Origin of the sequence: Phocaeicola coprocola DSM 17136 (genome assembly GCF_000154845.1) — a bacterium.
Classification (GTDB): Bacteria; Bacteroidota; Bacteroidia; order Bacteroidales; family Bacteroidaceae; genus Phocaeicola; species Phocaeicola coprocola.
The window spans coordinates 1-20,039 of the sequence record NZ_DS981484.1 but is presented as its reverse complement, the minus strand read 5'-3'; the positions used below and the strand labels follow the sequence as shown (position 1 = coordinate 20,039).

The 20,039-nt window shown below is 40.9% G+C and carries 20 protein-coding genes; 14 read left to right on the top strand and 6 right to left on the bottom strand.

Annotation, left to right across the window (positions count from 1 at the left end; translation table 11 throughout):
• Positions 1-482: 482 nt before the first annotated feature.
• The 4 genes from BACCOP_RS10555 (at position 483) to BACCOP_RS10540 (ending at position 3,757) form a co-directional block, all read left to right on the top strand.
• Positions 483-1,757 carry a replication-associated recombination protein A gene (locus BACCOP_RS10555; protein WP_007569037.1) on the top strand — a complete coding sequence of 425 codons (1,275 nt, stop codon included), beginning with the start codon at positions 483-485 and terminating at the stop codon, positions 1,755-1,757.
• A gap of 15 nt (positions 1,758-1,772) precedes the next feature.
• Positions 1,773-2,732 carry a D-2-hydroxyacid dehydrogenase gene (locus BACCOP_RS10550; protein ID WP_007569035.1) on the top strand — a complete coding sequence of 320 codons (960 nt, stop codon included), beginning with the start codon at positions 1,773-1,775 and terminating at the stop codon, positions 2,730-2,732.
• Positions 2,729-3,196: a C-GCAxxG-C-C family protein gene (locus BACCOP_RS10545; RefSeq protein WP_007569033.1), complete on the top strand. Its 468-nt coding sequence runs from the start codon at positions 2,729-2,731 to the stop codon at positions 3,194-3,196. The genes BACCOP_RS10550 and BACCOP_RS10545 overlap by 4 nt, the downstream gene beginning before the upstream one ends.
• Positions 3,197-3,553: 357 nt before the next feature.
• Positions 3,554-3,757 carry a winged helix-turn-helix domain-containing protein gene (locus BACCOP_RS10540; RefSeq protein ID WP_007569031.1) on the top strand — a complete coding sequence of 68 codons (204 nt, stop codon included), beginning with the start codon at positions 3,554-3,556 and terminating at the stop codon, positions 3,755-3,757.
• 156 nt (positions 3,758-3,913) lie between these two features.
• On the opposite strand, the gene BACCOP_RS21415 is transcribed toward BACCOP_RS10540, so the two are convergent.
• A complete protein-coding gene (locus BACCOP_RS21415) occupies positions 3,914-4,051 on the bottom strand; it encodes a winged helix-turn-helix domain-containing protein (RefSeq protein ID WP_007569028.1) in 138 nt (45 codons plus the stop codon).
• 131 nt (positions 4,052-4,182) lie between these two features.
• Between BACCOP_RS21415 and mazG the strand changes: the two genes are divergently transcribed.
• Positions 4,183-4,968 (top strand): nucleoside triphosphate pyrophosphohydrolase, encoded by a 786-nt coding sequence (gene mazG / locus BACCOP_RS10530; RefSeq protein ID WP_007569025.1) that lies wholly within the window; start codon positions 4,183-4,185, stop codon positions 4,966-4,968.
• 110 nt (positions 4,969-5,078) lie between these two features.
• Here mazG and BACCOP_RS10525 read toward each other — a convergent pair whose 3' ends face one another.
• From BACCOP_RS10525 to BACCOP_RS10510, 4 genes are all read right to left on the bottom strand, one after another.
• On the bottom strand, positions 5,079-5,507 hold the full coding sequence (locus BACCOP_RS10525) for a hypothetical protein (RefSeq protein ID WP_007569024.1): 429 nt from the start codon (positions 5,505-5,507) through the stop codon (positions 5,079-5,081).
• Between the two features lie 18 nt (positions 5,508-5,525).
• A complete protein-coding gene (locus BACCOP_RS10520) occupies positions 5,526-5,900 on the bottom strand; it encodes a hypothetical protein (protein WP_007569021.1) in 375 nt (124 codons plus the stop codon).
• Between the two features lie 49 nt (positions 5,901-5,949).
• The gene (locus BACCOP_RS10515; protein ID WP_007569019.1) at positions 5,950-6,501 is read right to left on the bottom strand and encodes an RNA polymerase sigma factor; all 552 of its coding nucleotides are present in this window, start codon (positions 6,499-6,501) and stop codon (positions 5,950-5,952) included.
• 83 nt (positions 6,502-6,584) lie between these two features.
• The gene (locus tag BACCOP_RS10510; protein WP_007569017.1) at positions 6,585-7,499 is read right to left on the bottom strand and encodes a ribonuclease Z; all 915 of its coding nucleotides are present in this window, start codon (positions 7,497-7,499) and stop codon (positions 6,585-6,587) included.
• Between the two features lie 564 nt (positions 7,500-8,063).
• On the opposite strand from BACCOP_RS10510, the gene ltrA reads away from it, so the two are divergent.
• On the top strand, positions 8,064-9,470 hold the full coding sequence (gene ltrA / locus BACCOP_RS10505) for a group II intron reverse transcriptase/maturase (protein ID WP_007569015.1): 1,407 nt from the start codon (positions 8,064-8,066) through the stop codon (positions 9,468-9,470).
• Positions 9,471-9,605: 135 nt separating this feature from the next.
• Here ltrA and BACCOP_RS10500 read toward each other — a convergent pair whose 3' ends face one another.
• On the bottom strand, positions 9,606-11,270 hold the full coding sequence (locus BACCOP_RS10500) for an AMP-binding protein (RefSeq protein ID WP_007569014.1): 1,665 nt from the start codon (positions 11,268-11,270) through the stop codon (positions 9,606-9,608).
• A 154-nt stretch (positions 11,271-11,424) separates the two neighbouring features.
• Here BACCOP_RS10500 and BACCOP_RS10495 point away from each other — a divergent pair, with 154 nt between their 5' ends.
• From BACCOP_RS10495 to BACCOP_RS10460, 8 genes are all read left to right on the top strand, one after another.
• Positions 11,425-11,730: a DUF4286 family protein gene (locus BACCOP_RS10495; RefSeq protein WP_022125360.1), complete on the top strand. Its 306-nt coding sequence runs from the start codon at positions 11,425-11,427 to the stop codon at positions 11,728-11,730.
• Positions 11,727-12,296, top strand: coding sequence for a crossover junction endodeoxyribonuclease RuvC (gene ruvC, locus BACCOP_RS10490; protein ID WP_007569012.1), 570 nt, complete (start codon positions 11,727-11,729; stop codon positions 12,294-12,296). Before BACCOP_RS10495 ends, ruvC begins: the two co-directional genes overlap by 4 nt.
• Before the next feature lie 31 nt (positions 12,297-12,327).
• Positions 12,328-14,304 carry a type I pullulanase gene (gene pulA, locus BACCOP_RS10485; RefSeq protein ID WP_397434042.1) on the top strand — a complete coding sequence of 659 codons (1,977 nt, stop codon included), beginning with the start codon at positions 12,328-12,330 and terminating at the stop codon, positions 14,302-14,304.
• Positions 14,305-14,316: 12 nt separating this feature from the next.
• Positions 14,317-15,768, top strand: coding sequence for an ATP-binding cassette domain-containing protein (locus BACCOP_RS10480; RefSeq protein WP_007569010.1), 1,452 nt, complete (start codon positions 14,317-14,319; stop codon positions 15,766-15,768).
• 164 nt (positions 15,769-15,932) lie between these two features.
• A complete protein-coding gene (locus tag BACCOP_RS10475) occupies positions 15,933-17,201 on the top strand; it encodes an MFS transporter (protein ID WP_040312037.1) in 1,269 nt (422 codons plus the stop codon).
• Positions 17,198-17,773, top strand: coding sequence for a bifunctional nuclease family protein (locus BACCOP_RS10470; RefSeq protein ID WP_007569008.1), 576 nt, complete (start codon positions 17,198-17,200; stop codon positions 17,771-17,773). Before BACCOP_RS10475 ends, BACCOP_RS10470 begins: the two co-directional genes overlap by 4 nt.
• 19 nt (positions 17,774-17,792) lie before the next feature.
• On the top strand, positions 17,793-18,491 hold the full coding sequence (locus tag BACCOP_RS10465; RefSeq protein ID WP_007569007.1) for a 16S rRNA (uracil(1498)-N(3))-methyltransferase: 699 nt from the start codon (positions 17,793-17,795) through the stop codon (positions 18,489-18,491).
• A gap of 11 nt (positions 18,492-18,502) precedes the next feature.
• Positions 18,503-20,039 (top strand): DUF4836 family protein (locus BACCOP_RS10460; RefSeq protein WP_040312036.1); only part of this gene is annotated, 1,537 nt, incomplete at its 3' end.

The window sequence follows — 20,039 nt, the reverse complement described above, 5'->3', positions numbered from 1 at the left end:
GCGCTTTTGTGTGCAAAAATAATGATTCTTTCCTGAACTACCTATAAAAGAGAGGTGATACTGTTTACTAAACTATAAAATAAATTCTTTTTTATAAGGTAGCAAATATGTATTATTTTTACAAAAGAGAGAAAAAAGGCTGCAAACTCTTTATTTTAAGAAAGATTTTATATCTTTGTCATACTATTGAGGAGGGGGAGTTTGACAGAATGTAAACAAAGAAAAACGATAAACGTGTTTTAAGACATAGTTTTTTATTTGTTTAGTTCAAAAAAAGCTCTCATCTTTGTAGCGTTATCCTGAAAACAATCTTTTTACCTTAAAAAAAACTAATACCTATTGAAAACTTAAAAAAGCTTCTTTGTGAAAAGAGGCTTTTTTTATTGCCTTTTTGTGAACTTTCTAAAAGAATAATTTCTTATTTTTGAAAAACTTTTCTCAATATAATACAAGATACAGGAAATTCCAAAAAATAGAATATTATGGCTCAACCATTGGCTGAACGCATGCGTCCGAAGACACTGGACGACTATATAGGACAAAAACATTTGGTAGGAGAAGGGGCGGTGCTGAGAAGGATGATTGATTCCGGACGCATCTCTTCTTTTATTTTATGGGGGCCTCCGGGCGTGGGAAAGACTACGTTGGCACAGATTATTGCAAACCGCCTGGAAACTCCTTTTTATACATTGAGTGCAGTTACGTCGGGAGTGAAAGATGTACGTGATGTTATTGATAAGGCACGGAGCAATCGTTTTTTTTCGCAACAGAGTCCCATTCTTTTTATCGATGAAATACATCGTTTCAGTAAATCGCAACAAGATTCGTTACTGGGAGCAGTAGAAACAGGAGTAGTTACCTTGATAGGGGCAACAACTGAAAATCCTTCATTTGAGGTAATCCGTCCCTTGCTTTCCCGTTGCCAGCTTTATGTATTGAAATCTCTTGAAAAAGATGACTTGCTTGAACTGTTGCATCATGCGATAACTACGGATGTTATTCTGAAAGAGAAACAAGTGGAATTGCGTGAAACAGATGCTATGCTACGTTATTCGGGAGGAGATGCCCGAAAACTGTTGAATATACTGGAGCTGGTAGTAGAAGCAGACGATAACGTGCCTGTTGTGATAACAGATGATAAGGTTGTGGAGCGTTTGCAGCAGAATCCGCTGGCTTATGACAAAGATGGAGAAATGCACTACGACATTATTTCTGCTTTTATTAAGTCTATTCGAGGAAGCGATCCGGATGGGGCATTGTACTGGCTTGCACGTATGGTAGAGGGTGGGGAAGATCCTGCTTTTATTGCGCGCCGTCTTGTCATTTCTGCTTCCGAAGATATCGGTCTTGCTAATCCGAATGCATTGCTGCTTGCAAACGCAGCTTTCGATGCCGTGATGAAAATCGGTTGGCCGGAAGGAAGAATTCCGTTGGCTGAGGCTACAGTTTATCTGGCAACAAGTCCCAAAAGCAACTCTGCCTACGAAGGGATTAATTCTGCTCTTGAGCTGGTTCGTCAGACAGGGAATCTTCCGGTTCCGCTTCATTTACGTAATGCTCCGACTAAGCTGATGAAGCAGTTAGGATATGGAAAGGAATATAAGTATGCTCATGCTTATAAGGGCAATTTTGTGAAACAACAGTTTTTACCCGATGAAGTATGTCATAATCGTCTTTGGCATGCACAGGAAAATCCTTCAGAAGCTAAATTAAAAGATCGTATGGTACAGTTGTGGGGCGATCGCTTTAAAGAATAAATTTAAGATATAGTTATGAAAATAGTTGTTTTAGATGCTTATACACTGAATCCGGGAGAAAGAAGGTGGGAGGAATTGGAAGAACTGGGAGAAGTCGTAGTGCACGATAGGACGGCTCAATTGGATGTGGTTCGGCGTGCAAAAGATGCGGAAGTTGTGTTGACTAATAAAACGATACTTGATGGATTTATTTTGAATTTATTGCCAAAGCTGAAGTATATAGGAGTTTTGGCAACAGGATATAATGTTGTTGATCTGGATGTGGCTCGCCAGCGTGGAATCGTTGTTACCAATATTCCTGCATATAGTACACAATCGGTTGCCCAGATGGCTATTGCGCATTTGTTGAATATTACACAACGAGTAGCTCATTATGCACATGAAGTGCATAATGGAGTATGGAGTGCACAGCCCGATTTTTGTTACTGGAATACACCATTGATAGAACTGGCCGGAAAGAAAATCGGGATTGTTGGTTTTGGAAATACAGGTCAGGCTACTGCGCAAATAGCTGAAGCTTTGGGGATGGAAGTTTGGGTGTATACCAGCAAGCCAAAGAAAAGTTTGCCTAAGAAATACCAAAAAGTGACACTTAATGAATTGTTTTCTGCATGTGATGTCGTTAGTTTACATTGTCCTTTGACGGCAGAAAACAAAGAAATGGTAAATTCATTTCGCCTTTCACTAATGAAGCAAGGTGCGATACTAATCAATACAAGTCGTGGAGGGTTAATAGATGAAAAAGCTTTGGAACAGGCTTTGCTGAGCGGCAAGTTATTGGGAGCCGGACTGGATGTGCTCTCTTCGGAACCTGTGCCTAATGGTAATCCGCTTCTTAAACTGAAGAATTGCTTCATTACTCCTCATATAGCTTGGGCTACCCGTGAGTCGCGCATGCGTTTGATGAACCAGGCTGTGGAAAACCTGAAAGCGTGGATGGAAGGAAGAACAATTAATAATGTACTTGAAATATGACAAAAGAAGAACGTATAGAGAAAGCTGTAAACTTTTTTAAGGAAGGATATAACTGCTCACAATCGGTTGTAGCCGCTTATGCAGATTTATATGGTTTTACGCATGAGCAGGCTTTGCATATGGCAGCTTCGTTTGGTGGAGGAATCGGGCGAATGCGTGAAACGTGTGGAGCCGCATGTGGAATGTTTCTGCTTGCAGGTTTGGAACGTTGTGCGCTAGAAGGTGCTGACAGAGGTGCGAAAGCTGCCAATTATGCCCTAGTTCAAGAATTGGCAGATAAGTTTAGAAAAGAAACCGGAGCATTACGTTGTGCTGATTTACTTGGCTTGTCTAAAAAGGAACCCATTGTCTCTACTCCAGAAGCACGCACTCCTCAGTATTATGCGAAACGTCCTTGCGCCCGGATGGTAGAAACAGCAGCTCGCATATTTGGTGAGTTTCTGGAAAATGAAGGTAAGATTTAAGAAATATCCCACAAAGGAGAAAAATTCATGAAGAAAGAAGAAATTTATGCTGATATTTCTGACTATTCTTCATGATGTTTTTCTATTTTTTGTACAAAGAAATATCGGTTTCAAGCAAGAATCAACGTACCTTTAGTGTTGTTTTTTGTATATTGGGTCTGTATAATGTCTACATTTGTAGAACTTTTGACACAAATATTGTCTTTTCGGATATTTTCAAGTCTAAAATTGGGGCAGAATCAAAATATTTTTCCATAAAAAAGTGTCTTCCTGTTTTTTTCGTTACATTTGCACCGCAATACAGACAAAACTTCTTTTGTGAAGGAAGTTAATATTACAGTTTTAAAGTAGAGAACTATGTTACAAGAAAAAGCAGGTGCTATTGCCGGACAAATCTGGGAAGCACTAAATGGAAATGAAGGTTTGACTCAGAAAGGACTTAAAAAAGCTGCAAAATTGAAAGCAGATAAAGATTTGTTCTTAGGATTGGGTTGGTTATTGAGAGAAGACAAGATTGAAACAAGCGAGGTTGAAGGTGAATTATTTATTAAGTTGAAATAAGTAGAGTCTTGAGTATTGAAAAATGCGTTGCAATATCCTTATGGAAAATGCAACGCATTTTTATTTTTATCCGATATAGTAACTCAGTTCGATATACAATGCAGTATTTTGTCCTTGCATACTTTCGTCGAACTGGATTTTTCCTTCACATGCCAGTCAGCCGATAGCTGCATTTAGTTCTCTGTCGCGAAGACCGGTTGCTTTTTTAAGCTCTTGGTATTCCCATTTTCTGTTATCTCCATGTAACAGATGCCATATTGCCTTTGCTGATTCTCCAATACTTTGCGCGTTCATAATTATTAAATTTTGATTGGTTATTACAAAGTTTGTTTGATAATTAGTTATCAATTCTCACAAATGTAGTATTTTTTGTGAGAAAATCCAATTTCTTTGTAATTTTGTCTTTCAAAAAAAGAAAACTGTATATGTATACAAGAAAAGAACAAATGGAGGCTTTCGGGCGATTGCTCGATGTACTCGATGAGCTGAGGGTAAAATGTCCTTGGGATAGAAAACAGACAAATGAAAGCTTACGTCCAAATACCATTGAGGAAGTTTATGAGCTGTGTGATGCTTTAGTAAAAAATGACCAGAAGAATATCTGTAAGGAATTAGGAGATGTACTGTTGCATGTTGTTTTTTATGCGAAGATAGGAAGCGAAACTGGCGCTTTTGATATAAAAGATGTATGTGATAAATTGTGTGAGAAGCTTATTTTCCGTCACCCTCATGTTTTTGGTGAAGTGAAAGCTGATACGGCTGAGCAGGTTTCTGAGAATTGGGAACAGATAAAGATGAAGGAGAAAGATGGTAATAAATCTGTTTTAAGCGGTGTTCCGGATGCTCTACCTTCTCTTATAAAGGCATATCGCATACAGGATAAAGCTCGTAATGTGGGATTCGACTGGGAAGATCGCGAACAGGTATGGGAGAAAGTGAAAGAGGAAATCGGTGAATTTGAATCGGAAGTGGCAACCATGGATAAGGAAAAAGCTGAGGCTGAGTTTGGAGATGTCATGTTTAGCTTGATTAATGCTGCACGCCTATATAAGGTTAACCCCGATAATGCACTGGAACATACCAATCAGAAATTTATCCGGCGTTTCAACTATTTGGAGGAGCATACCATCAAACAAGGGCGGAATCTCACTGACATGACGTTGGAGGAAATGGATGCAGTGTGGAACGAAGCAAAGAAAAAAGGTTTGTAATATTCTGTACATTGTATAATAAAAAGACCGGATATGTATTCGTTGGGTACATCATCCGGTCTTTTATTGTGTAAGTGTACGATATCAATAAAAATTCTGATGGAGTCTTTTTATTTTTTCTTTTTAGGTTTCAGGAGCTCTCGGTGAAATTTCATTTCAGCTCGCTGTATTTCAAAAATTTTCTTGGCAGAAAGAATTTTTTTGTATTTACGGACATATTCTAAGTCAAGCTTGTCAATTTGGATACGTGTTTCTATAACATCTTCTATCAACTGACCGTATTCACTTTCACTTACATTTTCTTCTTTAACTTTTCTTATCTTTTTCCAGGCTTCTTTGTTTAAGGCAGTTTTTCTATCCTGTAGCTCAAAATAAAGCGGGAAAAACTGTTTGGCCTCTTTGGTTGTAAGGTTTGCCTTTTCGGTAATGAATTTTTCTTGTATATTACGGAACTCTTCTTTACTCAGTTTAGCCTTCTGCGCATACACACTACTGCAGAAGCCTATGAAAAGAGCCAAAATATAAAATAGTTTTTTCATGTCTGGTTTAATTTTTCTTTAGTTGTAAATATTGTTGTCAGCTTCGGTTAAGTATTGATATAATTCGTAGTCATCCATCATTGTCTGATTGACAATCGGATCGAGGTATTCGTCTGGTATTTCTGTGTAATTTCCAATTTCCATATCTGTGCTTTGTGATGAAGGTTGTTCGCCTACGAAAGCGCGTACAGTGAACATCAGACCTACAAACATGGCAGCCATGTAAACCCATGGCTTGATGCGATCCCACATTCTGATTTCTGGTTCAGGCATAACTTCTTTTTCAGGAAGTTGCTCCATCAGTTTCTCGCTAAAACCCTGGAAATATCCTTCTGGAACAGTGAAAGGATTCTTCTTTCCATATTTCTTCAGTAAATCTTTATCTTCCTTCATAGTATGTTACCCTCCTTTATTATATTAGATAGCTGTTTGCTCATAAGGATTAATCGTTTTGGCTTAAAAATTCTTCTATTTTTTTTACGGCATGATGATAAGAAGCTTTAAGGGCTCCCACACTTGTTCCCAGAATTTCGGATATCTCTTCATATTTCATTTCCTGGAAATATTTCAGGTTGAACACCATGCGTTGTTTTTCTGGAAGCGTTTGAATTGCTTTTTCAAATAGAAGCTGTGTATGGTCACCATCAAAATAGGGATCACTTTCCAGCTTGTTTAAGGCCATCGCTTCTTCATCATCAATCGAAAGTTGATTCTGTGCGCGTTGCTTGTTGAGAAAGTTCAGGCTTTCGTTTAGGGCAATACGGTACAGCCAGGTAGAAAGTTTAGCTTCTCCCCGGAAATAATTTAAGTTGCTCCACGCTTTGATGAAGGTATTTTGTAATAAATCATTTGCATCATCATGGGAGAGAACCATTCGCCTGATTTGCCAGTACAGTTGCTCACTGTATGCTTTTACTACTTCTCCGAAAGCAGCACGTTGAGTTTCCGGATATTGCAGTCGATTGATTACATCTTCCTCGTTGTATGTATTCATATTGTTCGATTCTTTATTTCAGTTGTTTGGATTGTTGTCTAGGCAATAGGGTTTAAGTTGGTTGGATTTTATTAACATTCTCATTAAAGAGTAATGTTCATGTTTTCTTGTGCCAGTATTGTTTCCGGAAAAATACTCTGTGCCTCTTGAAGTAGATGTGCCTCATCTTCATATCTTGCAGAGAAATGTCCTATAATCAACCGCTTGACTTGTGCATCGCGGGCAATCGTTGCGGCTTGTTCGGCTGTAGAGTGCATGGTTTGTTTGGCTCGGGCTGCCTCTGTTTTAGCGAAAGTCGCTTCGTGGAACAGTAAGTCTATACCTTTTATCTGTTCTGTAATGCGTGGAAGATATGCAGTATCGGAGCAGTAGGCATAAGAGCGTGGGGGATCGGAAGGAGTTGTGAGTCGTTCATTGGGAATAACCGTTCCTTCTTCTGTTACATAGTCTTCTCCGTTTTTTATTCGGTTTATCATACACACAGGAATATGATAGAAGTCTATCATATCACGTTTGATGTGGTTTTGAGTTGGTTTTTCACGGAAGATAAATCCACAAGTAGGCAGACGGTGGCGCAATGGAATTGTTTCTACCGTAACGGAACGGTCATCGTATATGATTGTTTGCTCGCTTGGGTTAAAGGTATGAAATATAACTTTATATGGCATGCCTTTACAGAAAAAGTCTATATGCGGTGTAAGCAGTTTTTCCAGCTCCGGATGACAATAAATGTGTAAGTCGGCTGTACGTTCCAGCATACCGAATGTAGAAATCAGTCCAATTAGTCCAAAACAATGATCTCCATGTAAGTGAGAGATAAATATATGGTTTAACCTGCTGAATTTTAATCGTGAGCGGCGTAGCTGGATTTGTGTACCTTCTCCGCAGTCGATCATAAATAGCTTTTCCCGGATGTTTATGACTTGTGAGGTTGCCATGTGCCGGGTTGTCGGTAGTGCCGATCCACATCCTAATATGTTTACTTCGAATTTTTCCATATAAACAAAGATAGGTATATTAATGGAGAACCGAAAATATGGGTAGAAAGATTTTAAATAAAATGAGGGAATACGATTGAGTTAATCAAGGCTTAAGGTATAAAAAAAGGGACTGTGCTTAGCACAATCCCTTTTCCTGATAGTATGCTCGGTATGAGTATTAGCTAACGGGTGCAAGTCCCCAATGAGCCCTAATAGCGGGAATCATACAGCCAATAGCAAGGGTGTCCATCGTGAGGTGGAATCTGAAAGAAGCTGGCGGCAAACATCTGGTCTGACGAACAGAAACTTCATATAAGGCATAAAAACCGTGGGTAAGGTTGCTACCCAAACCAAAGCCCTATAGCTATTCGGAACGGTTAATGTAGATGAAGCAGACATAAGATTGAAAGTTAATACCCTTATCCGAGGAGGTCTCACGGACGCATGAAAATAGAAAAAAATCGAAATCAGCGGAGTAAAGCTTGCCGTGAGAAGTCAGCAGAAGTCATAGTAGCAAACGAGCCGATAGGTTTGCGAAGGACTGAACCTAATAATTAAACGATAGTAATTGAAACATACCTAATGAAAGAACGAATGCAGAAAACATTATCCGAAGTTAATGACTGCCCTCAAAGAGATAGGTCGGAAACCGAATGGTATGAGGGAGTGCAGACTTTCATGTGGATATGTGAAGACAACATCGTGGAAGTACCATTCGACAAGGAACACCTTTTCGAGCAAATCCTGAGTCCTGCGAACCTAAACCGATCCTATAAGGCAGTGATTGGAAACAAGGGCTGTGGCGGTATCGACAATATGTCATGTGAACAATTGTTTTTATGGCTATTAGCCAACAAAGATGCGCTCATCCGTTCCTTGATGGACGGTTCTTACCGTCCGAACCCCGTCAAAAGGGTAGAAATCCCCAAGGACAATGGCAAGATGCGTCTATTAGGAATCCCCACTGTGGTAGACCGTTTGGTGCAACAAGCCATTAACCAAGTTCTGAGTCCTATATATGAGAAACAATTCTCCAGGAGAAGTTATGGCTTCCGTCCGAGAAGAGGTTGTCATGACGCGGTGAGAGGAGCCCAAGAGATAATCAATACAGGCTACACGTACGTTGTAGACCTTGACCTTGAACGCTTCTTCGATACCGTGAACCATAGCAAACTCATAGAAATTCTCAGCCGTACTATTAAAGACGGCAGAGTTGTCAGTCTGATACACAAATATCTCCGAAGCGGTGTAATGAACAAAGGTCTGTTCGAAGTGAGCGAGGAAGGAACTCCCCAAGGAGGACCACTAAGTCCATTGTTAAGTAATATTATGCTCAATGAGCTGGACAAGGAACTCGAACGCAGAGGACTTCCTTTTGTGCGGTATGCCGATGACTCGATGATATTCTGTAAGTCCAAAAGGGCAGCAAGAAGAGTCAAAGAGTCCATAACCCGATTTATAGAGGGAACTCTATACCTTAAAGTCAACAAGGAAAAGACTGTAGTATCGTATGTTCGAGGAGTGAAGTATCTCGGTTATTCCTTTTATGTAATGAAAGGCAAATATCGCCTTACAGTACACCCTAAATCCAAAGCAAAGATGAAATTGAGCCTCAAAGAGCTGACTAATCGTAGCAATGGATGGGGATACGTCAAGAGGAAACAGAAGCTGAAAGATTACATACGTGGGTGGATTGGATACTATCACCTTGCCGATATGAAACGCTTTCTTCTTGACACAGATGAGTGGTTAAGACGTAGAATACGTATGTGTATATGGAAAGCTTGGAAGAAACCCAAGACCAAGGTGGCAAACCTCATTAAATGCGGTATAGAAAAATATAAGGCATGTGAATGGGGAAACACTCGCAAAGGTTATTGGCGTATCGCTGACAGTCCTATATTGAAAGTGGCGATAAATAATGATAGCCTGCGAAAAGCAGGATATCCTACCTTAATGGGCTCGTATCTCGAATGGTACCCAAAATAGGAACCGCCGTATGCCGAACGGCACGTACGGTGGTGTGAGAGGTCGGTGAACATGAAAATAGGAGATAAACACCTATGATTAATGTTTACCTCCTACTCGATTTAAATTGATTTTGTCGGACAACAATGTTTTTTATTATTCTTTGATATCCTGATAAAGAAAACGTTTGATGCTCTTTTTAGCTGTTTTCTCGAACTCTTCAGGATAGAGTTTGATACGGGTAATTTGTGAATAAGCCGGCAGCATTTTGTTAAGCTCTGTACGGTTGACCTCGATGGCTGCTTCCAGCGCTTTTTTGTCCATACCTTGTGCAAAGGCTTCTTCATTGTCTGGATAAACCAGTGCGATAAGCTTGTCTCCAGCCAGAATGACAAGCGATTCGTTTACGAAAGGCATGTTGTTCAAACGGGCTTCAATTTCCTCAGGGTAAATGTTTTGTCCGGAAGCTGTAAGCAGCATGTTCTTGCAGCGCCCCTTAATGAAAATATTTCCCTCGGCATCCTTGATGGCCATGTCGCCTGTATGAAGCCAGCCATTGCAATCGATAGCCTGTGCTGTGGCTTCCTCGTTCTTGTAATAACCCAGCATGACATTCATTCCCCGGCATACCAGTTCTCCCGGGATACGTTCCGGATCGGATGACAATACCTTTGTTTCCATATTCGAAACTGTTTTTCCACACGATGTGTACTGTATTTCATCCCAGCGACTGTGGCAGATAAGCGGAGCGGCTTCTGTCATTCCGTAGGCAATGGTGTAGGGGAAGTTGATTTTTCGTAAAAATGCCTCTACCTCAGGATTGAAAGGTGCACCTCCGATTACTATTTCGATAAAGTTACCTCCAAATACCTCCATAGCCTGTGTGCGGATCTGTTCTTTTATCTTATCACTGACGATAGGCAGTTTCAGCAGGAGTTTCCCCAGTTTGTTGTCTACTTTAGGCAGAATATTCTTCTTGAAAATCTTCTCGACGATGAGAGGAACACATGCTATGACACGCGGACGTATTTCAGCAAATGACTCGGCAATGATTTTAGGTGAGGGCATGCGTGTAAGGAACCATAAGTGCGCGCCCACGGTTACTCCATAAATAAAATCGAAAACCAGGCCGAAAATGTGTCCTAACGGCAACATTGATACCACATTGTCGCCAGGTTTCAAACCTACTTTTTTATGAATGTGTACTACATTCGAGATAATGCTGCGATAAGGAAGCATTACTCCTTTCGAATATCCGGTTGTACCCGATGTGTAATTGATGACAGCCAGCTCTTCCGGTTCTTCGCGGCGATAAGATACATTCTCCGCACGGAAGCGGCAAGGATAACGTTTTCCGAATTCTTCATTCAGATGTTCACGGGCATAGGTAAGACGTTGCGAGCGTGAAACAACCAGATCGAAGTTCTTCAGCTCGATGATACCTTCCAGATGAGGCATGGCAGCTTCGTTGAAATTTTCCCACACCTGATCGCCCACGAACAGCATACGTGCTTCCGAATGGTTTACTATATTATGTACATTATCGGCTTTGAATTCGTGAAGGATAGGGACGGCTACTGCTCCATAAGTGATAACACCGAGAAATGTTGCAGTCCAGTTTGCGCTGTTTCTACCGCAGAGCGCGATTTTATCTCCTTTTTTTATACCTGCATGTTCGAATAGAATATGCATCTTTTCTATTTTGCGCGCTACATCTTTGTATTGTAAGGTAGCTCCCTTGTAGTCTGTCATTGCATCCAGATTCCAGTTTTTACGGATGCTTTCTTCAATAAGTTGTATTAAACTGCTTGTTGTTTCCATTGTTTCATTGCACACTAATCGTGTTAATGTGCGCAAAAATAATAAAAGTTGTCCGAACAACTGGTATATTCACTGAATTATTTTCTGTCAGACAGGGGATAATCTCCAATAATTGCTAACTTTGCCAATAAAAATAGATAAACAAAATATAGTTATGCTGATTTATAATACAACCTTTCATGTGGAAATGAACGATGCGAGAAATTTTGTAATTTGGTTGAACGAATGCTATATTCCTGAAGTCGAACAGTCGGGAGAACTGCGTAATCCTCGCATATTACGTATATTAAGCCATAAGGAGCAGGATAGCGAATGTTTTTCTTTACAATGGGAGGTAGAAGATAGTGCAGCGCTTCATCGCTGGCATACCAAGCAGGGTGCACGCTTGAATGAAGAAATGCTGAAGATATTTAAGGATAAAGTGATTGGCTTTCCCACATTAATGGAGGTGGTCAAGTGATACAGCCTGTAAAGGAAAAGATTATTTTGGGAATAGATCCCGGTACAAATATCATGGGCTATGGAGTGCTGAAGGTGACAGGAGTAAAACCTCAAGTCGTGGCCTTGGGAGTGATAGACCTGAGAAAATGTACTGATCCGTACTTGAAATTGAAGCATATTTACGAACGGGTGCAGGGAGTGATTTCCTCTTATCTGCCTGATGAGCTGGCTATCGAAGCCCCTTTCTTTGGAAAAAATGTACAGTCGATGTTAAAACTGGGACGTGCCCAGGGTGTGGCTATTGTGGCTGCTTTATGTCGGGATATTCCTGTAACGGAATATGCTCCTCTGAAAATAAAGATGGCGATAACAGGAAACGGTCAGGCCAGTAAAGAGCAGGTGGCCGATATGCTGAAGCGTATGCTGCATATTCCCGAGTCGGAAATGGGGCCCTTTATGGATGCTACCGATGCATTGGGGGCTGCATATTGTCATTATTTGCAAATGGGCCGTCCGGCTATGCCGAAAGCGTATTCAAGTTGGAAAGACTATATACAAAAGAATCCCGATAAAGTGAAAAAATAGAAAAATCATGAATGCAAAACACCTTTTAGCTATGTTGACCTTAGCAACGGCAGTTGGCTGCAATTCTATCCAGAGAAGTTCATTCGATTCGTTTGATGAATACCCTGTATATGAAGGTAAATGGGAAGAAATGACTTACTCGCCGGCTGGAACGCATTTTTCTTTGTGGGCTCCTACAGCTCAGGAAGTACGTGTCATGTTATACGAAAAGGGACAGGGCGGAGCTGTCCAGCGGATGATAAGCATGCAGCAGGCAGCCGACGGAATGTGGCAGGCTGTGGCAGAAGGTGATTTGAAAGGTAGCTTTTATGCATTCAATGTAAAAATAGATGGCATCTGGCAAGGTGATACTCCCGGTGTTATGGCAAAAGCGGTGGGAGTAAATGGCGACCGTGCTGCCATTATCGATATGAGAGAAACTAACCCTCAGGGATGGGAAAAGGATGTACGTCCGCCCTTAAAAAGTTTTTCTGATATCATTATTTACGAGATGCATCATCGTGATTTTTCGATCGATACGGTTGCAGGCATCAAGCATAGAGGAAAATTTCTGGCTCTGACGGAAGACAGCACCCATACTTATCTGGGTGAGAAGACAGGTATTGCGCATTTAAAGGAGCTGGGAGTGACTCATGTGCATTTGTTGCCTTCATTCGATTTTTCGTCAGTCGATGAAACAAAGCTGAATAAGCCTCAGTACAACTGGGGATATGATCCGAAAAATTACAATGTTCCCGAAGGTTCGTATGCAACAGATCCTTATAAGCCTGATGTGCGTATTCGTGAATTTAAGCAAATGGTGATGGCTTTGCACCGTGCTGGAATCAGGGTAATAATGGATGTCGTATATAATCATACGGCTCTGACAAAAGGAGGCAATTTTGAACGTACAGTTCCCGGTTATTTTTACCGTCAGGATAGTGAAGGAAAGTTTGCCAATGCTTCGGGATGCGGTAATGAAACGGCGAGTGAACGTGCCATGGTTCGGAAATTTATCATAGAGTCTGTTTGTTACTGGGCGAATGAATATCATGTAGATGGTTTCCGTTTCGACCTAATGGGCATACACGACATCGTTACGATGAAGGAAATCCGAAAAGCTCTTGATGGAATAGATCCTACCATATTTATCTATGGAGAAGGATGGGCTGCCGGTACTCCGCAGCTTCCTGCTTCTGAACTTGCTATGAAGAATAATGTTTATCAGATGCCTGGTATTGCGGCTTTCAGTGATGAATTCCGTGACAGTCTGCGAGGTCCGTTTGGCAAGGATGAGAAAGGAGCTTTCGTTATAGGACGTCCGGGGCATGAAACTGGTGTGAAGTTCGGTATTGTAGGTGGAATTGCTCATCCGCAAATAAATAACGATTCAGTACGTCGTGTTCCTAAGATATGGGCGAATACTCCTTCGCAATTTATCAGTTATGTAAGTTGTCATGACGACTTATGCCTGACAGACAGACTGAAAGTTACTCTTCCGGGGGCTTCTGTTCCGGAATTGAAGGCTTTGCAGAAATTGGCCGAAACTGCTGTGTTTACATCGCAGGGAGTTCCTTTTATATTTGCCGGAGATGAAATATTGCGCGACAGGAAAGGTGTTGTAAATGCTTACAACAAACCGGATGAAATAAATGCGATAGACTGGCGCAATAAAACAGCTTATCGTGAAGTGTTCGACTATGTAAGGGGGCTGATTGCTATGCGTAAGGCTCATCCTGCTTTTCGAATGGGAAATGCAGATCTGATTCGCAAGCATCTGGAGTTTATTCATGTGCCGGCTACGAATGTTGTTGCTTTCCGTATAAAGGGAAGTCCTTGTGGCGATAAGTGGTTGAATACGATTGTAGTACTGAATGCTCGTACAGAACCGATAAAGGTTAATATTCCAGAAGGTAAATATTGGATAGCATGTCGTGACGGCAAGATTGACTTGATTTTGGGATTGGGCATGATTACCGGAAACCAGATCACAGTCAGTCCGCGTTCGGCCATGATTATCCATCAGTAATATACAAGAACAATGCAGAATATCATTACAATTAAAGACGGGGTGACCAGACATCCTTTATATCGACTGAATGAGCCGATTAATTTACAGATAGCAAAAGGAGAACATGTTGCTATCGTAGGTCCAAACGGGGCAGGTAAGAGTTTGTTGGTGGATACTATTATCGGACGGTATCCGCTACTGATGAACGAGGTAGAATATGATTTTTCGCCTTCAGAGTCGAACTTGGTATGTGATAATATAAAGTATATAACTTTCCGTGACTCGTACGGTGATTCTGACGGAACGTATTATTATCAGCAGCGCTGGAATTCTCAGGATCTGGAAGAAACTCCAGTTGTTCGTGATTTGTTGCCTGAATGTAAGAATCAGGAGCTTCGCACCGTATTGTATGATTTATTTGGGGTAGACACGATGCTTGACAAGCATATTATCTTGTTGTCTAGTGGTGAGTTGCGCAAGTTTCAACTTACAAAGACCTTACTCTCCAATCCGCGTGTGTTGATTATGGATAATCCGTTTATCGGTCTTGATGCCAAAACTCGCGACCTGTTGCATGAACTGTTGCAGAAACTTACAGAAGTAACTCCTTTGCAGGTTATTCTGGTTCTATCGAAAACGGACGATATCCCAGCTTTTATAACACATGTCATTCCTGTTGCCAACCGCTCTTGCGGAAAGAAAATAACCCGAGAGGAGTATTTGTCGATAAATGCCGGTGTTCCTGCCCATGTGCTGACTGAAGAAAAATATCAGCGTATCCTGACTTTGCCTTATGCTGATAATTTGTATCATACCGAGCATATTGTAGACTTGAATAAAGTAAGTATACGTTATGGTGAACGTACTATTCTGAAAGAACTTGACTGGACTGTGCTTTGTGGCGAAAAATGGGCATTAAGCGGAGATAACGGCTCTGGAAAGTCAACGCTGCTGAGTCTGGTCTGTGCGGATAATCCCCAAAGCTATGCTTGTGATATATCTTTGTTCGGGCGTAAGCGCGGTAGTGGAGAAAGCATTTGGGAAATAAAAAAACATATTGGATACGTAAGTCCGGAGATGCATCGTGCCTATTTAAAAAATCTGCCGGCTGTTGATATCGTAGCAAGCGGACTCCATGATTCTATCGGCTTGTATAAGAAAACCCATAAGGAAGATATTGCTATTTGTGAGTGGTGGATGGATATCTTTGGTATTAAAGAGCTGAAGGATCGTAATTTCCTGCAACTGTCGAGTGGTGAGCAGCGTATGGTGTTACTTGCCCGTGCCTTTGTGAAAGATCCGGAACTGCTGATACTGGATGAGCCTCTTCATGGATTGGACATGTATAACCGACGGCTGGTAAAGGATGTGATAGAGGCATTCTGTCAGCGAAAAGACAAAACACTTATTATGGTGACGCATTATAAGGAAGAACTTCCTGCGTGTATAGATCATAGTTTGTATCTTGTACGAAACCGTTAAGGCTTGTTTTATTTGTGTCCTGATTGGCAGAAAGAGATTGTTGAATTGCTTTTGATGAAATCTGTGAGGAAATATTTTTGGTTTTTCGTTTCTTTTCCTATATTTGTTTAATTTTTAAGGAAGGGCTAAAAAGCCCTTTTATACATAACTAATATATGAAAACTATGAATATCAAGATTCGACTGATCATTATGAATTTCCTGCAGTTTGCTGTATGGGGAGCTTATCTGACCTCCATGGGAACTTATTTAACTAAAATTGGGCTGGGAAGCCATATTGGTATATTTTATGCCATGCAGGGTATTGTTTCGTTGTTCATGCCTGCTATATTAGGTATTATAGCTGATAGATGGGTTCCGGCACAACGATTGCTGGGATTGAGTCATTTGCTTGCAGCCCTGTTTATGGTAGGAGCCGGATATTATGGAATGACAGCGGGTGATGATGTTTCGTTTACTGTCTTGTTTTCATTTTATTCAATGAGTGTGGCTTTTTATATGCCTACACTTGCATTGTCAAATTCGGTAGCTTATACAGTGCTTGATAAAGCGGGACTGGATACAATTAAAGCATTTCCTCCTATCCGTACCTGTGGCACGATAGGTTTTATTTGTTCCATGTGGCTGGTAGACTTGTTAGGATTTCAGGCAAATTATATGCAATTCTTTACTTGTGCGGTATGGGGAGTGATTTTGGCTGTTTATGCTAATACATTGCCTCAGTGTCCGGTGACTAGAAATACCGGCGGGCAGAGAAAGTCGCTTGTTGAGGCTTTGGGATTGAAGACCTTTTTACTGTTCCGCCAGCGCAAAATGGCGATATTTTTTATCTTCTCAATGCTGTTGGGCGTTTCATTACAGATAACCAACGGATTTGCAAATCCGTTTATCACAAGCTTTAGTGCAATTCCTGAATATGCTGATACTTTTGGTGTGCAGCATGCTAATTTGCTGATTTCACTTTCACAAATCAGTGAAACATGCTGTATATTGCTTATACCTTTCTTCTTAGGACGGTTCGGTATAAAGAAGGTTATGCTGATTGCAATGATTGCCTGGGTTTTACGCTTCGGCTTATTTGGACTTGGTAATCCGGGTAGTGGAGTATGGATGTTTATTCTTTCCATGATTGTATATGGAGTGGCATTCGACTTCTTTAATGTTTCCGGTTCCTTGTTCGTTGATAAAGAAACAGATATTTCCGTACGCTCTAGTGCTCAAGGACTTTTCATTATAATGACTAACGGACTTGGGGCTACTATTGGTACGTTGACTGCGCAGTGGGTAGTAAACCAGTTTGTTGATTTCAGCAGCACGGAACCACAAGTTGAGGGCTGGACAAATGCCTGGTTTATTTTCGCTGCCTATGCGTTGATTGTAGCTGTTATGTTCAGTATTGTGTTTAAATATAAACATGAAGTTAAAACAGTATGAATGAGATAGAGATAAGAGTTCTTGATATGTCTGCTGTGCTCAAGCCTTCGGATGCTTTTGCATTGGTTCTGGAAGAGCTTGGAGGAGGTTTCCGCAAACTGGCTCTCATAATCGGGAAACAGGAAGCACAAGCCATAAAAATGGGACAAATGTCGTATACTCCTCCGCGTCCTTTTACTCATGACCTGATGCTGAGCGTGATGGAAAAGGGAGGATTAGTGCCGGTAAAAGGAGTGATTTATGAGGTGAAAGATGGCATTTACAGTTCCTTTTTATTTGTACGCTGTGCGGATGAAACAATATTTCAGGCCGATGCTCGTACGACAGATGTTATCTCTCTTTCTCTCAGAAAAAAGTTTCCTCTGTATGTTTATGAAGATATTTTAGAAAGAGAACAGCTGCGTAATATCTCAGCTGATGGCTCTACATATTGTGTTTCAATAAACACTATAGATATTGATTCTCTGAAAAAAGCAATGGATGAAGCCGTGGAGAATGAGGACTATGAACGAGCATTACAGTTGCGCGATGAAATAAGAAAACGTGAGAAAAAAGAAGATAAATACAAGTAAACGATAATATTTAAAGAATATGCATGTATTTTATGCTCCGGATATAGCTGTTAATCCGGAATTGCCCGAAGAAGAGGCTGGACATTGCCTGCGAGTGTTGCGTTTGACGGTGGGTGATGAAATAATGCTGACCGATGGGAAAGGTTGTTTTTACCGTGCCGCTATTAGTGCGGCAACCGGTAAGCGTTGTCAGGTAAAAGTGAATGAGGTTATTCCCCAAGAACCTTTCTGGAAAGGCCATTTGCATCTGGCAATGGCACCTACCAAGAATATGGACCGTATAGAATGGTTTGTAGAGAAAGCTACGGAAATTGGTTTCGATGAACTCAGTTTTCTGAATTGTCGGTTTTCTGAGAGAAAGGTGATTAAGACTGAGCGCATCGAGAAGATTGTTGTTTCGGCTATAAAACAATCACTCAAAGCGCGAAAACCAGTTGTTAATGAAATGGTAGACTTTGGACGGTTCATGCAACGTGAATTTGCGGGACAAAAATTTATAGCTCATTGTTACGAAGGAGAGAAGCCTCTTCTGAAAGATGTTTTGCAACCTGGAGAAGATGCTGTGGTATTAATTGGCCCCGAGGGTGATTTCAGCCGTGAGGAAGTTGAAAAGGCTGAAGCGATGGGATTTCGTTCAATCAGTTTAGGTAAATCGCGCTTACGTACAGAAACTGCTGCTTTGGTGGCAGTACATACCATGAATTTATTTAATAGTTAATGGACGGAGATATGAAAAAGAATATATTAGGATATTGTTTACTGCTGGTTGCTGTACTGTTGGCGTCATGCAGCAAGAAGAACAATTATGAAAACGTGCTCCCCAAAGATGCTGCAATGGTTGTGTCTGTCGATCTGGTTTCGATGGCTGAAAAGAGTGGATTGAGTGGAGATGAAGGTGCTCCGGTTGTGGCACGGCTGAATGAAGCTTTGAAAAGCGGGGCTGAAGGAGCAGGTGAACTTATAGACAAGATCACGAAAGATCCTTCGGAGAGTGGCTTGGATTTAACTGAAAAGATTTATTATTTTATTGAATCTGGTGGCGTATCTACAGGTCTGGTTATAAGAGTTTCTGATCAAGATAAACTGGAAGACTTGTTGAATGCTTTGCATAACCAGCAGGTATGTGAGAAGCCTGTTGAAGCAGAGGGGTGTATGTGGACCTCTATGGGGCGTGTGCTGGTAACGTATACAGATGATGCATTCCTGGCTTTGCTTGACTTGAAAGGAGGGGAGGCAAAAGATATGCTTCATATGGCTTCAATGCTTTTGCGCCAGACTGAAAAGGATGGATTTACGGCAACTTCTGATTTTCAACAGATGAAGAATCAGAAAGGAGATATTGTTTTATTGTCTTCTTTGGATTTGCTTCCAGGAGAATACGTTACTCCACTTACTATGGGAGTTTCTGCTACACTGGATTTGAAGAATATAAAAGCGCTTTCTACGATATCTTTTGAGAAAGGGAAGATTGTGATGGATGTACAGGATATAACAACGGATAAAGTAATGACTTCATTGGTAGAAAAGCAGTTGCAAGCTACAAATCCGGTCAAAGGTACTTATCTCGATACTTTCCCTGCAAATACATTTTTCTGGATGTCTGGTAATGTAGATGGAAATAAAATCTATCAGTTGCTGTGTGAAAACCCGACTGTACGTCAGCAGTTCGAAAGCTCAATTATGCCTATCGATTTTGAGGCAATATTTGGTTCTATAAAAGGCGATGTGGCAGTGGCGGTAACTAATCCTTTGCAGAATGGTTTTATTGCTTATGCTGATGTCACGAACAGTCAGTTTCTGCAAACATTTGAAGATCTGAAGCCCTTGCTGGCGTTGACTAACGGACAAATGCAGCTGATAAACCGTGGTGCTGACAGTTATGAATTCCGTATGCGGAATGGCAGTATGATGGGACTTCGTGCAGGAAATGTCAGTTTCTGGTTTGGAGTGAAAAATAATCGCTTGTATTTTACCAATGATTATAATTTGGTAGATACTCGTGTTCCTGGACTTACTTTACGGGATTGTCCATGGGGACAAAAAGTGTCGGGAAAGCGTTGTTTTGTTGGGATGAATTTTACATCTGCTTCAGATCAGGCGAAGCAGCTTTTGGGTAATAACAGTCAATATGCTCCTGCTATAGGTGCGTTGCGCATTTTGGATTATATGACGATAGAAACGGTAGATTATAAAACATCTCATATTGAGCTGACAACAAAAAGCAAAGATAAAAATGTACTTCAAACATTGTTAGAGGTATTTAATT